This window comes from Bacteroides sp. 14(A) (assembly GCF_000526555.1).
In the GTDB taxonomy this organism is placed as follows: domain Bacteria; phylum Bacteroidota; class Bacteroidia; order Bacteroidales; family Bacteroidaceae; genus Bacteroides; species Bacteroides cellulosilyticus.
In genome coordinates this window covers 37261-52749 of the sequence record NZ_JAGH01000005.1, presented here as the reverse complement: position 1 = coordinate 52749, position 15489 = coordinate 37261, and the positions used below count along the sequence as shown (strand labels likewise).

10 protein-coding genes are annotated in these 15489 nt (G+C 41.6%); all 10 read right to left on the bottom strand.

Annotated elements, in window-relative coordinates; all coding sequences use genetic code 11:
- Positions 1-2 precede the first annotated feature (2 nt).
- The 10 genes from K429_RS0122920 to K429_RS0122875 all read right to left on the bottom strand — a co-directional run bounded on the left by K429_RS0122920 (position 3) and on the right by K429_RS0122875 (position 15478).
- Positions 3-1109 carry an SGNH/GDSL hydrolase family protein gene (locus K429_RS0122920; protein WP_007213470.1) on the bottom strand — a complete coding sequence of 369 codons (1107 nt, stop codon included), beginning with the start codon at positions 1107-1109 and terminating at the stop codon, positions 3-5.
- A 5-nt stretch (positions 1110-1114) separates the two neighbouring features.
- Positions 1115-2500 (bottom strand): DUF4434 domain-containing protein, encoded by a 1386-nt coding sequence (locus K429_RS0122915; protein ID WP_022209470.1) that lies wholly within the window; start codon positions 2498-2500, stop codon positions 1115-1117.
- A 21-nt stretch (positions 2501-2521) separates the two neighbouring features.
- The gene (locus tag K429_RS0122910) at positions 2522-3511 is read right to left on the bottom strand and encodes a metallophosphoesterase family protein (protein ID WP_081750932.1); all 990 of its coding nucleotides are present in this window, start codon (positions 3509-3511) and stop codon (positions 2522-2524) included.
- A 5-nt stretch (positions 3512-3516) separates the two neighbouring features.
- Positions 3517-4551, bottom strand: coding sequence for a glycerophosphodiester phosphodiesterase family protein (locus K429_RS0122905; RefSeq protein WP_029328215.1), 1035 nt, complete (start codon positions 4549-4551; stop codon positions 3517-3519).
- A 233-nt stretch (positions 4552-4784) separates the two neighbouring features.
- Positions 4785-6458, bottom strand: coding sequence for a DUF4434 domain-containing protein (locus tag K429_RS0122900; RefSeq protein WP_029328214.1), 1674 nt, complete (start codon positions 6456-6458; stop codon positions 4785-4787).
- Positions 6459-6527: 69 nt separating this feature from the next.
- Positions 6528-7946 carry a DUF5018 domain-containing protein gene (locus K429_RS0122895; RefSeq protein WP_007213411.1) on the bottom strand — a complete coding sequence of 473 codons (1419 nt, stop codon included), beginning with the start codon at positions 7944-7946 and terminating at the stop codon, positions 6528-6530.
- A gap of 16 nt (positions 7947-7962) precedes the next feature.
- On the bottom strand, positions 7963-9537 hold the full coding sequence (locus tag K429_RS0122890; protein ID WP_007213410.1) for a RagB/SusD family nutrient uptake outer membrane protein: 1575 nt from the start codon (positions 9535-9537) through the stop codon (positions 7963-7965).
- A gap of 12 nt (positions 9538-9549) precedes the next feature.
- A complete protein-coding gene (locus K429_RS0122885; protein WP_022209473.1) occupies positions 9550-12660 on the bottom strand; it encodes a TonB-dependent receptor in 3111 nt (1036 codons plus the stop codon).
- Between the two features lie 38 nt (positions 12661-12698).
- Positions 12699-13874, bottom strand: coding sequence for an AGE family epimerase/isomerase (locus tag K429_RS0122880; RefSeq protein WP_029328212.1), 1176 nt, complete (start codon positions 13872-13874; stop codon positions 12699-12701).
- A gap of 83 nt (positions 13875-13957) precedes the next feature.
- A complete protein-coding gene (locus tag K429_RS0122875; protein ID WP_007213407.1) occupies positions 13958-15478 on the bottom strand; it encodes an ADP-ribosylglycohydrolase family protein in 1521 nt (506 codons plus the stop codon).
- Positions 15479-15489: the final 11 nt, after the last annotated feature.

Here is a 15489-nt window from a genome sequence, read left to right as displayed (position 1 = left end):
GTTTATTCAATCACTTTATCCGTCAGATCCCAGCCCATAATCGTAGAGATATAAGGAATTATCCACATCGCCATTTTCTTATGTCCCGAATATCCGGGATGCCATGCAGCCCCCAGGTCGGTAGTCCGGTTATAGAGATTCTTATCCAGTTTCAGTAGAAAGACTTTCGGATCATTCACTTCGTTTATTATCGCTTCATAATAACTGAATACAGGGGCCTGCATAGCTACAGGGTAAATGCACAATATGGGAATATCTCCATAATGCTCACGCAGTTGTGCAAGAATCTGTTTGTACGCTTTGGTGAATTCGCTTTTGTAAGGATGAGGCTCCGTTGAGAAATCATTGGAACCTAAATTGATAACTACCAGATCCGGACGATATTCCTTAAAATTCCATTTATGGGTGAGGTCTTCGTCAAAGGTATTCAGCATCCGGTCTTTCATCGTAACCTTCGACACGCGTACCGAATCACCATAATTGCGAGCGGCTCCTCTACCGGAATGGGCAATCAGTGTATAGTCCGCATCATAATAACGGGCTACCATAGAGGCAAATGTGAGATTACAATTTTCCGTCTCTACCAGGAAAGGTTCATCGCGATGTTTCCCGTCTGTGCCATATCCGCAGGTGAGTGAGTTTCCGATAAACTCGATATGCCGTGTACGCACTGCCGGCTCTTCCGCCAGGCGTCCCGAACCGGACAAGACAAACTGATGGACAGTTGTCTTGCCGAATTCGCCTTCGGAACGTTTCTGTATCTTCAAACTATGAATGCGCTTGTCTATGCCCGATACCAGATGGATCAATGTATCCGTTCCGCATACTTTCACGACTTTATGCAGTTTGCCATCAACAAATACATTATAATAGCTCGTTCCTGTTTCAGAAACTTTCACTGACAGCTTTCCACCAGTAAAGCGGGTTTCCAGATAAGTACCTACCCAGTCGAAAGCTACCGAACCATCGGGAGAAACCAACGTTCTGCCGGTATATCGCACGGCAGGATCATTCCCTTTGTAAACAGTTCCATTTTTTTGAGCTTTCAGTTCCGCAGAGCAACTTATCCCTATCAGGATAAACAGATATAGACAATAACGTTTCATCATTTTCTTTATTTACGTTTCTTATTTTTAGCTTTCAATTCTTTCAGGTATTTCATGTATCCGTTGAACAAGTCGATAGTACGTGCTTCGCCCACACGGATAGACATCTTCGGATCATTGAATACCCCCGGGAACTGATAGCAAAGAATCTTCTCGAAGTTATCAAACAGATTCAAGTCACGGATGATTTCTTCTACCGGACGGGGATAGAGGGAGTTATCCGGATTGAACAGGAATACTTCCAGGTCGAACCACAAATGAGCTTTAGCCTCATCACAAACTTTCTGCAACATATTAGCCGCTTCCTTACCGGTCAGATCACCGTCCGGCATACGGGCAAATCCGAATGGGCACAAGATATCCAGATGCTCCATAAGTGCCGGATATGTATCCATTCCGTTGGGAACTTCAAAACTGTTGGTAGCCAGCATTATCGGTTTGTCCGGTGCAAGTGCGTTACAGTAAGCCTTAAACTCTTTGAAGAAATTCACGATATCGTCTTTTCTCTTTTTACGCATCTCGGGGCGTTGTTCCCAGTTATCCAGACCGCCGCCACTCTCTTCGGATACATAGAAGGCATAAAAGGATTCGTGGTGACCATACATATCCCACAGTTCTTTAGCCACCCGTTTGTGCCATTCCAAAGATTCGGGGGTAAAGTCGAACCAGGCAAACATACCCACTCCCATCAGTACGTTCATGCCCTGTTTATCGGCTTCCGTCAGGATGGCTTCAATCGGGTCTTTGGCTGTAAGTTCCATACGGCCGGGATACAGTTTGGAAGGATAGAAGGCTTTACCTACATAGTTATCCACATTGGTAGTATGTTTGCCTACATATTCTTCATTGCGGAAAACTTCCTGAATGACCACCATATTCATTTCCAGCTTATTCATGGAACGGATCAACTCTCTCCATTGATCGTCGGTCATCTTCTTGATATCCTGATTCCAATGTTTTCCTTCGATTTCGCTCCAGTGATAGATGCCCGTCCAAGCACCGGATATCTGTTGGATAGAGCGAATATCCGATTCAATCACTTCTATATCTTTTGTCTTCCGATAGGCCTTGCCTTCATTAGCCACTTTGAAGATCACTTTATTCTTCCCCACCCGGTCCTTGGTAGGTATAACCACTTTAACCGTTTCGGCCTTTCCGGCAGGGATTGTCACAACCGTTTCGTATAACAGTGCATCTTTATTCTCTTTATTCCAATACAAAGCTACCTGATAAGTCTGTTGTGAAGCACTTTCGTTCACAATGCCACCGCGGATATCCAGATCGACCTTATTAGTGATTTTTCCCGGAGGTATTAAAGTTAAGCTCACTTTATTCTCCGCCTGCAAACTTACCAGACTGAACAAAGAAAAAAGAAGTAAAAAAGTACGTTTCATAATCATCTTTTTAAATTAGAATTAGTTAAAACTACCCGGATAAGAAATCCGTGATTCAATCTCGCCACCGGCCAGACGAATATAGGAATCGAACTTACGCTCTCCCTCTTGCAATATGATTACACGGGCACCGTTAGCCAAATTATTGTACACCGTATTTCCACCAGAATAACGCCCATAGGCCAATAACACCTCCTTATACATAACTGCATAATCATTGTTATGATCGTGACCGACAAATGTCCCCATAACATCTCCACACTCCTTAATAGAAGTAAACAGACCTGAATTAGTGGTAGGGCAAGCAACTCCTTCACCTCTCACTCCAAACAATCTGTTCTTATCTTCCATCACAGCATCTTTGTATTCGGGTATGGGAATGTGGAAGAAAGCCAATGCAGGAAGAGGGATATCATTATTCTGCTTCGTAAACTCCTTGCTTTGATTTCTGTACCAGGCAATCTGGTCAAACTTAATCCAGTCATATCCGGGTACTGACTTTATCTGCGTGTATGCATGAGAATCAATGCAATATAGAAGAGCCGCATTTTTATCCTTATCCTTTGACGACTTCACCGTCAAAACATAATCGGGAGCAACTTCGCCCTCACGTGCAGGCATCATACTGCCTTTCTTTTGTGAGAGATAATCATACAGTTCCGCCCGGGTGCGATCATACTCATCATCATGATTGCCAAATATCACTCCAAACGGAATATTGCGTCTGATGCAAGGCTCCAAAACAATGTCCAGCCCCTTAAAAGCTTCATTAGAAACAACCACATCTCCCGTAAACATGACGAAATCAGGACGTTCGGCATCCAATACTTCGTTTATACGATCCAGAGATATTTGTGAATTCGCCTGATCATCATATTTATAATGAACATCCGTAAACTGTACAATCTTAAACTTACCGTCACGATTGAATTTCAATACTTCTTTCTGGCCCAAAACCGTAAGAGCATTGAATAATACCATTAAGCATAAAGCAATTTTCTTACACATCATATCTTTTATTTTAAACTGTCTATAATCTTCAATAATAATTCAGGTTCATCTGTAGTAATATAGTCTACTCCCAACAAATAATATTGTTGTAGCTCTTCCGCATTATTCACCGTCCAGACATTGGTAAGCAAACCGACTTCCCTGGCTTTTTGAGTCAGATTCTTATCCTGCCTGTATGCATAGTAAGAATAATCAATTCCTGAGATGCGGTCGTTCACCAAGTCTTTCAGTTCCTTCTTACCTTCCCATAAGTAAAGAGTTCTGGCTGTAGGGTCCAGTTCGCGGATACGTTTCAAGACTTCATAATTGAAACTGATATATTCCACATATCCCTGCATTTTCATGCGATGAACAATATTCACCACTGAGTCTGTCAACTGCAACGTACGTTCCAAACCTTTTTGGGAATCTTTTATTTCAATAATAGGATGGGTACTATTCTGTGCCCTTGCAGCTATCAAGAGTTCCTGAAGTGAAGGCACCGGGTCTTTCTCATTAATCGTTTGTTGAAATAACTGCAATGAGGTGATATTTTCAACTTCCAATCCATATACATGCGGATCATGAGAAAGAACAACTCTATTGTCGGCAGTTAACCAAACGTCCAATTCAGACCCCTGACATCCCAATTCTACCGCATTCTGAAAAGAACGAACAGAATTTTGCAACACCCCTTTTTGTCTCCAGGCACCCCGATGAGCCACCACTCTGTTCTTACTGAAGCCGTCTTTCAATAATTCAAACTCACACTGCTGCCCATCAATCAAAAGTGTTATGCCGTATCTGTAACTCGTCTGCCCTGCTGATAATGCCCTATTCTTTTTCAGACAGATTGATTTCTCTTTAAGATCAATCCGGAAAAGAGAAGAAGTATCACTCAACAAACGAACATTGGAGGGCGTGGGATATATCCGGCCCACCACACTCCCCGACTGTCCCACGGGAATCAGATAATTATCCAGCACATACTTCGAAATATCTCCGGCCCTTATGACAAAGGAGCTAAGAAGCATTCCTGCTATAAAGATTGCATTTTTCATTCTATTTTAGTCTACAATAAATATATACATAAATAAAATCCATATTAGATATCCGGATAAAGATTGCGAACAACACCCCTGTCCGTATATAGTTGTGGCGATGATTTAAGCGGGCTACACCCTTTTAATGAAGAGGCTACACCCTTTTGTCCGGATAGCTACACCCTTTCACCCTTATGGTGTAGCCCTTTTCTATTTACCACTACACCTTCGGGTATTAGAGTCTCCTTTATTTACAAAAGTCCGTTATCTTCCAGATACTTTTTATAACTTGTGTAATTGTTTGTACCCTTCTTAAAAGTAACCCAACTGAAATTCGTGATATATTCGGTAAACAACCCTGCTACGAATAGTTGCTCCTTTAGTTCACTCCAGTTCTTTTCCCGATAAGGGACATTCGGACACCAGCAACTCTGGAATGATTCTATATCAACACCAAAATGTACGCCGTTGGCATCACATGCTTTTTTAATCTCAGCAAACCAATTAGGCAGGTCTACATCCACGTCCACAAGGCAACGTCCGCCAAGGTCCTGAATGTATAAATAATCAATATTGGGCGTCTGGGCGAAAATCCGTCCGAACCATTGGCCACAAAGATCAGCTGGCATACCTCGCCATAAAGCCGGAGCAATAGAAACGGGCTTATCCGATTTTGTCTTGATATAAGATGCCACTCCTTCAAGATATTTAGCCAACATGGATAAAGAGGGTTCTTGCTGCCAGCCTACAGGATAAGAACCGTCGTGAAATTCTTCGGTTATATACCAGCCTTCAAGGCAAGGGTGATTGCCAAATTGCTCATACAGCTCATCGAACACCATCTTATTTCTCTCTAAATTGAGATTATATTTCTCCGGTGATGCCGTATTCGTTTTACTGTAATCACCGGGATAAAGGCCTACAATCAGTTTTATGCCATTGCGCTCGGCAGCCTCGAACATTTGGTCGACAAAGTCATACTTCTCGGTAATCCAAGGCATATTGGTATTCTTATAGAACGAAATGCTGGTGTTTTCTCCGTCTGTAAACTGCTCCGCGTACTGGATAATCCAGGTGTCAATGCCGATGGCACGGCTATCCTGAAACTGTTTATCCCAGTCTTCGTTGACATAAGCGGTATTCAATTGTACAAAAATACTAGAGAACTTGGGCTTTCCGCTTTTCAGTTCATAAGAGGTCAATTGCTCCAACGCGTCGATACTTACCTCGCCGGTGCAAACTTCATGTTTCGTATTTACGATTTCAATCCTGAATCCTTCAAAACGGTTTAGCAATAAGCCGTCAGCCGTAGCCCCCTGCCCCTTTTTATACAATTTGAACGCACTGTAGGGCATAACCAGACGGTTCCAACCTTCTTTGGATAATATTTCTTCGTCTTCGAAAGCATAATATTGCCATCTCTTACGTGTACTGTCATGCGGTTTGTCGGCGCTGAATTGCTTCTCATCCTCCATAATGATGAAGCGGAAAACACCTTTGTTACCTTTTTGACCTTTCACCCAAATGGAAAGTCCCAAAGGATAGAAAGACAGGTCGGGGCGATAATCTCCCCATGTTTCTTCGAAATAGACATACTCAGGATTTGAAGTCATAGGCTTACCGGAAAAACTGTATTTCAGCTTAAAACTTCCCACTCCTTCTTTATAGTCATCACCTAAATCATAGTCAATAGTGGCATTGGTAGGTTCTTCGGCACTGGTAGGACCAGTACGATAAATTTCGCACCCCAATTCATCGAAAGGGTTAATATTTTTAGTAGCTTTCGTGCTATTCAATATTTTGCGTATCTCTTCTTGCAGGTTATAGTCACCATCCTGACCGTTTCCTCCTCCGTTATGATCATCACTTCCACAGGAAGCCAAAATAAAACAGAACAGACTTACCAATATAGCAGTTGTTTTCATAAGGCATTAGTTTTAAAAGAGAGTGCCGCCGGATTAGCGGCACTCCCGATTTGAATTAATCAATGTGTATTATTGACGGAAATAACTCATCTTATACATTCTTACAATAGACTGTGATAAATCAAAGCCAACAACAGAGGTTGCAATGTACACATCATATCCGGTTGAGGTTGCTTCTTTGTAGACAGCAACGTCTCCCCAGCTAAAGTAATTCTGCCCCCATGCGGACATATCGCTTGTAAATACACAGAAGTCACCATATCCGTCATCGTCCGGTCCCAGTTCCATCTTAGAGGTATTGGTAATGTCGAATACCTTGAGGGTGGCACCACCACCGGCCCATTGGTCAGCACCTTGGTCATTGAGTGCCAAATAGGTATCATTTTCCACCTTAAATACATTGAAGCCAAGCAAGCGGTATTCGTGAGCAGCCGCATTCAAAGCTGTAACTTCCATGGATGTCGTAAAAATATTGAAGCGACTCTTCAAAGCCTCATCACTGTTTCCGTTTACCCACTTCGTATAACTGATGTAATGATCCGAATCGTCGGCCAATGAAGCACGCTGTATGGCAGGTGCGGCAGTCCAAGAACTTCCGGCCGGTCCGTAACGCAATTTATTAGGCTGATTGGCAGGAGTTACTAACTGACCATCCTGTAATTTCCAATAATAAATAGTCATATCATTAGGACCTGTACCATAAATATAAGCTGTACCGCTGGTTACATCACCTGCCACGCTCATGTTATATCCCAAATCTCCCGGACAACCATCACCGGCAGTATAGTCAAGCAGCAACTTATGTTCCTGATCTGCTTCAGAATAATAGAAGACCATGAAACCTGCACCGTAAATATTTTCACGGGAAGTAATCAAGTGGCCGGCATCATCCGTACGAGCCTTCATCATAAACGATCTTGCTGCATCTATAGTCTTAACCGCTGCTCCCGTCTTCATGTCATACAGGTAGATAGGACCATTATATTCCTGAACTGCCAGATATTGACCGTATATTGCTAAGCCTGTATTATTGCGGCTTGCCAATCCCAGATCGGTACAGTTCTTTTCCCACACTTTGGAGAACTTGGTTTTAGGCGGTGTCGGTACCACACGAATCGTATTGTTATGACGATTTCCCAATGCATCGATTACTGTTATTTTATAAGGCTCAGTGAAATCCATTTCACCCCCAACTCCCGGAACAACATAACAATTATGCTCCACACTTACGGTGCAAATCAGACGGCTTACATCGAGCGGGTCTTCATCCGTGGTAGGAACTTTCACCGTAATTTCTTCTCCCTCTTCATAAGGACCTTTCTTGGTAGCATAAAACTCCGTCGGATTATCAGGTATCTGAATGGTTACATTAAGTAGACCATTCACTTGGCTTTCATGTGCTGTGCTCAAGTCAGGAGACTCACAGGAAACCAAGAGCACTGCCCCAAACAAACACGCTGTTGCTGCAATTCTATTAAGTATTTTCATAGCTTCATTTTTTTAATTATTTCCATTCGTCAAACTGTTCACAAGCAGGGTTCTGCTGAATTTCTGCAATAGGAATAGGGAAGCGATTGTATTTCTCCAGATAAACACGCGTTTTACCAGCATCACAATCCACAACATTGTATTCATATCCATCACCTACTTTTGTCGGCTTCACTCCTTCCATGTGAGTACCATTCAGGACTGTAGTTGCCAATCCCCAACGACGGAGATCCCAAAAACGATGTCCTTCAAAAGCTAACTCTACCATTCTTTCGTGGCGGAGAAGTTTCATGAATTCAGTTTTTGTACTGGCTGATACTGCCGGCAAATCAACTCTGTCTCTTACTTCATTCAATGCTTCCAATGCTTCAGTAAGTTTATCTTGCATTGCCATTGCTTCCGCATAGATCAATAGAACTTCAGCATAACGCATATAATAGAAAGTCAGATCAGTTCTACGCATTTGGCTCTTACTAATTTCCGGATCAAACAACTTACGCATATAGTAACCTGTGCAAGTAGTACCACCACCTAAACCATAGCCATCCACACTACCTTCGTATGTGTAAAGTGTTTCTCCTTTCCATTGACAACCATTATAAAGGATGGAAGCATAGAAACGTGGTTCACGGCCTTCATAGGGATTGGCAGCCATTTCAGGATTGTTCCAATCAAACTCTTTACCATCAGCCATCTGATAAGCCGATACCAACGTCTCTGTCGGACTGATTTCAGCATAACCACCATCACTGGGCGGACAATTGAAATAATCAAAAGAATAATCCAACGTCTCGTAAACATAACCAAACTCTATGACACTTTCATTATTTGCAACCGGTTTCGCTCTTCTATTCAGAAACAACTTCCCATAATCCTCATACAGTTCATACCCTTGCTTTTTCAATTCGGCAGCAGCATCGGAAGCATCTTTCCAACGCTCAGCATAGAGCATAGCACGAGCTTTCATTCCATAAGCTGCACCACTTGTCAACTTACCGGCCTCTACAGTACCTCTCAGAGGCAAATTTTTAGCTGCAAAGTCTAAATCCTCTGCTATGAAATCCCAACATTCATCCGGTGTACAACGCGCATGCTCCTTTTGTCCAAGTTCAGGTAACTGCTTGTACAGGATAAAACTAGCTCCATACCGCTTCGCCAAATCAAAATTAGCCACTGCACGGAAAAAACGGAATTCCGCCTCTGCACGTTTGGCAACCTCTTCAGTAAAGTTTTCACGGTGTTTTTCCAATCCTTCCAAAGCACGGCAACAAGTCAATTGCCAGGAATGCCTATTATTCCAGTTGTCAAAAAGATTACTGGCAGAAGTAATAGGAGTAGAACCGAATACAAACAAATTAGTATTGGCAGCCGGATTATTGGCTTTCAAAAGATCAGCGCATGCATCATCAGTGATTGAATAATATCCTCCGATCAAAGAATAAAAGCCATTAATATACAATTGCAGATTCGTTTCATTCGACCAAGTGATATCGTCAGGATAACTACTTGTCAGAACAGGATCAATATCACAACTACTCAGCGTGAAGCAAGCAGAAGCAAATACTGTTATTATCTTATTTACTGATTTCATTGTATTAGTTTTTTAGAAAGTTACATTTAATCCAAATTCATACGTACGCTGTTGAGGATAATATCCCTGATTTACACTTGGCATTTCAGGATCCATATGCTCCAGATGAGATAAAGTAAACAGGTTACCACCGGCTACATAAGCACGAATTCTTTCAAAGCCAGCCTTTTTACTCCATTTCTTTGGTATGGTATATCCCAACTGAATAGATTTCAGACGTACATAAGAACCATCTTCTACCCACCAGGAAGAGAATTTTCCACCATTTGATCTTGACTCGATTCCTAAACGAGGATATTTAGCATCAGTATGATCGGGACGCCAAGCACCTTCCACCAAATAATAAGGAGTATTTCCATCAGCATAGAAAGGACGTGTATAGAATGTATCATCACGAATTCCACTACTATACAATCCGCATAAATTTACATCAAACAGAGCTGCACCTTGCAACAACATATTGAAATCAAAACCTTTCCATTCAGCACCCAGATTCAAACCAAACATCATTTCCGGTGTATTGCTACGACCAATTGGAACCATATCCTGATCCCAGGTAATCTTACCATCACCATTAATATCTTTCAGTTTGATATCACCGGGTAATGTCGGACCGAAAACAGCACTATGAGCTATTTCTTCTTCCGACTGGAATAAACCATCTGCAACAAATCCCCAGTATCTTCCCATCGGGCCACCAGTAGCACGTTTATAATCAGGCACATTGGCATCTTCCGTCATTTTCAACACTTTGTTACGAGCCCAGGAAAGATTACCTCTTACATGATAAGTAAAATCTCTTATATGATTATTATGAGACAATACGAGCTCAAAACCACGATTATCATGAGAACCATAATTGATATACGTTGGATAGTAAGATCCCAGCGATGGCGGGAAGTTTGCCGACTGAGACTCCAATGAACGGGTGGTCTTCATATAGAACACATCCAATTCAACACCCAATAAACCATTCCACATACTAGATTCGATACCAACATTATAAGTATCAGTCAACTGCCACTTCAAAAAAGGATTTACCGGGCTGCTCAATCCCAAATATTTCTGGGGACTGGTACCGAATAATACTGTCGGGTCAGCCGATAAAGTGGCTGTAGAGAAATAAGTCATCGTATTACTAATGGCACGATCGCTACCTAAACGTCCTACAGATGCACGGATCTTCAGGTTTTCCATAAAAGGAACGGCTTCCTTAAAGAAATCTTCCTGAGAAAGTCTCCATCCTACTGAAACACCCGGGAATACACCCCATCTGTACTTTTTGGGAAGTGCTGTAGAAGCATCAATTCTGCTGGTGAACTCTAATAAATACTTATCATCATAAGAATAGTTCAGACGAATTACATAGCCGGCACGTTTAGCCTGACTGTGTCCGCCTTTTACCAAATCTTTATTCACCTCAAGACCATAGTTCAAATCCATGATATCAGTTATAGGAAAATCCGTTCTACCGGCAGACATACTGGACTCGTCTGTTCTGGAAAATTCATATAAGAATAATCCGGATATAGCATGCTTACCAAATTTATTTGAGTACTCAAGAGCCGGTTGAATCGTATAACCTTCACTTTCCGTGAACCACTGATTCAAAGAAACTTTATTAGCAATTCGGCCAGTCTCTACATTACCTTGACGGGTAGTCTGATTCCAACCGTACACATCATAAGTCAAGAAGTACTTCTTCTGCATAGTATAATTCTTCAGATAAGAAGCATTCAACTTAACAGACAGCCCTTTCACAAAAGGCAGCTGATACTTCATAGCAATATTGCCCTGGAAATATGTCTTCTTAACATTATTGTTACCAGACAAATCTCTTGCCGCAATAGGATTGTTATTTCCATTACCAGCCGTATTTATACTGGCTATAGGCATTCCATCAGCCGTATAAGGCTTCAAGTAAGGATATGACAACAATGCTTGCTGGAAAATAGAAGCATACGAACCTACACCTGCAGAAGCACCTGGCTCATCCTGCTCGGAAACATAACCGGATAAATCAAGAGACAAATCAAAGTTATCAGTAATCTTTGCATCCATATTAGAACGGAAATTATACTTATCATAAGAAGTACGTTTAATAATACCCTCCTGATTGTATGCACCGACTGAAGCAAAGAACTTAATTTTTTCCGTACCACCGGAAACTGAAACATTATTTGTATAAGTAGGAGCTGTATTACGGAATAACAAATCAAACCAGTCTGTATTTCCATAAATGTGCTCATTCTCTCCCGGATTAGTAATACGGTCTATTTCTTCAGGTGAGAATCTCAAGTTTTCCTCTGCAACTCCGTCCAAGAGTTGAGCCTTATTATACCAATAAGCATAATCCGGTCCATTCAGGAACTTCGGAAAATCAGTATTCTGACTCAACGTAAGTGATCCGTTATACGTTACGGTAGGCTTCTGAACAGCACCACGCTTCGTCGTAATCAAGATTACACCAGCAGCAGCGCGCACACCATAAACAGCCGCAGCAGTCGCATCTTTCAAAATAGTGATAGATTCTACTTCATCAGGAGAAAATGATGGAAAGTAATCGGTAATAACACCATCGATTACAATCAACGGGCTACCATCTCCGGCACCATTACCACGGATGTACAAGTTAGCACCGTCGGCACCTGGCTGTCCACTGCTCTGTTTGGAAATCAAACCGGGCAAACGGCCGGCCAGCATACCGGAAAGGCTTCCGCTCGGTGCCATCTTCAGTTCCTTGTTATCCACCTGTGCAATAGCACCAGTCACATTTATTTTCTTCTGTGTACCGTAGCCTACTACTACAACTTCATCCAACAAATTAGCATCTTCCCTCAGAATGATCTTCAGAAGTTTTTTTCCTTTCAACTGCACTTTCTGAGTGATGTAGCCCACATAAGAGAAAGTCAAATGCGAATTCGCATTAGATACCATAAGTGAAAAATGACCATTTAAATCAGTAATAGCACCATTTGTCCCTCCCTCGGCAACAACTGATACACCAATCAACGGAGTGTCATTCTCATCAAACACATTACCCTCTACCTTTATCTGAGCATGTGCACTCATACTTACTAGAGAGAATAATAAAAATAGCAAACAAAGATACTTGTTTTTCATATTACCAAAATTTAAAATTAGGAATTGTTATTCTCGTTTCATACGACCTTAGTTATATCTTCTAAAATTTGCCAGCACTGGTAAAGTCCTCTGGGAACATGGAAACAACCTTTCCACTTTCCACCTTTCAGAGGCAATAACACCTCACCTCTTCTATTCAGATAACCATACCATTCCGGATATTCATTATCTTTGAAATGGCTCCATGTATATTCATGTACCTTTTCAAACCAATCAAGACATTGCTTATCTCCGGTCAGTTGATAACCTTTGAGCAATGAAATCAGAGTTTCAATATGAACCCACCACAATTTCTGATCCCATTCCAATTGTTGGGGTGGACATCCTTTACGATCCATGAAATAGTAGATACCGCCAAATTCTTTGTCCCAACCATAATCAAGCATCGTCAAAGTAATGTTCTTCGCCTTTTCAATCAAATCCGGACGGTTCAGACGTTTCCCAAGATCCATAATGAACCACATGGCCTCAATATCATGGCCCGGAGTAACCTGACGTCCTTCGAAAGAATCGGAAAGTTCTCCATTTGCCAGAACATTCTCTACAATAATGCCTCCAAGTTCCGGACGATAAAAGACTTCCATAACTTCATGGATACATACTTCCATCGTCTTTTCCAGACAACCCTTATCCAGCAAATGCTCTATTTCCATAGCCAAATTACATAGGATCATCGGTAAGGCAAAATTCTTCAAATCACGTGTGCCCGAATAAAGCTTATTCCATTTTCCCTTAGGATTGTTGGTCTTCGATAATACAATATCGAAAGTCTTCATTGCTATATCCGCATACTCCTGGTTTCCCGTAGCCAGGCTAAGTTGTCCAAATGCCATTACAGCAAAGGTGTATGAGAAGATATTATAAGGCTCCACCAAGGGACGTCCTGTACGATCAAGAGAAAAATACCAGTTATAATTTCCATCATGACCATATTTTTTCAGGAACTCACCTCCCTGAATAGCACAGTCCAACCACTCCTGGCGTTTCTCTACCTTATTATAAAGCATTGAAAACAACCATACTTCCCGGCCCTGTAACCAAATAAATTTGTCTGTGTCAAAAACATTCCCTTTCCGGTCCAGACAGGTAAAATACCCACCATGCTCGTGATCCTGGGAGTGCTCTAACCAGAAAGGAAGAACATTATCCAACAGTTCATCCTTATACTGATCCGCTAATTTCTTCAAATCCATAATTCTATTATTTTTTTAGATGAGAAACTGGAAACGTTTTTTATCCGGCATGCATATAAACCAGTTTCTCAATATATTGATACCTATTTATCTGTTGTATAAGTAATTACATCTCTTACCCAAATATCTGCTCCTTTCACTGGATTAGTCCATTTACAAGTCACTTTATATTTTCCGTAAGGCTGTTCGTAATTAAAAAACAGCTCATGTTTGCGATGGTTATACTTCAACGGTAACTTGCAGACTTCTACCAATTTATCATTGAAATATACTTCTAACTCTGCAACATAATCTTCAGGAACATTATCACCCTTGAGTTCTCCTTTAATAACAGCCCCTATACCGTCGAACTCCACAGTCGGAAAGTTAGCAATCCAATTATCCACAGTCACCTTCTTATCAAGTTTCAAACCTTCAAAGCTGATTTCCAATTTAGCAGGAACAGGCTTCTGAAAGTTAATTTTAACTTCATTCTCACCCACTTTTCCACCTTCTCTTTCTATCATCTGCAAAGCCTGTCCGTAACTCAACTCAGAACCTTTATTAAAGCTCACAGTATTATTGAAAGGCATATCTTCAACAATTGCCATTTCGGCCTTATATTTCTCCGGAAGGCGATTATAGCCAAGCATGGTTCCTAAAATGCCTCCGGAAGAAGCCGGATTACAGTCGGAATCTTGTCCCGCACGTGTAGAAATATCAATTGTTTTTTCAAAGTCGCCCTGACCGTAAAGCAATCCCAAAATGATATAGGCTCCGTTTACATAGGTTTCAATATTAAAAGGTACTTCAACACCATCTGGGCAGGCTATGTCATTAGTTCCCCATTTTTTCTCAATCTCTTCCCAGCACTTTTTCCAATCATCTGGATATTGTTTGTGCCAGTTTATAACATCGGTCATGCATGCATAAAAACGACTTTGCTGGGGGATCGCTTTCAAACCTTCCGTCACGATGTATTCAATATCATCACTTACATAAGCTAAAGAATACATGGCAGCTACGTATACTCCGCCATACCATCCATCACCGTAAGCCATGATATGTCCGATACGGTCACAAAAATCCACTGCACTATTCACCATACCCGGCGACATAATACCTGCAAAGTCAGCTTCAATCTGAAAATCCAAGCAATTGGCATGAGGATTGTTTTTCCAATATCCACTGGCATGGGGGGACAAACCTTGCAACAGGTTATAACGAGCCTGCTGGTTTGCATGACACAACGGATATTCTTTAGCTAAGAATGCTGCCGCAAAAGAATCGACAGGAGCATCCAATCCACACCTTTCAAAAGTCTCTACAAATGTCAGATCTACGTAAACATCATCATAAAGACCACCTCCACCATCAAACCATTTCTTGATTTCCCCATTTCCCCATGGTATAACCACAGAATCAGGAATCATGGTTGACAAATACTGAAACTCTGTTGGACCGCCATAGGTACATCCCAAGATTTGTCCGGCCCAAGCCCCTTTTACCTTATCGAATAACGTGTCTTTCGATAGGGTGAGGTTCAGGTTCTCCTTCTGAGAAGTACCGCACGAACACAATGCTGCTATAAGACAGCCACTCAATAAATAATTTCTAATCTTCATTATATATAATA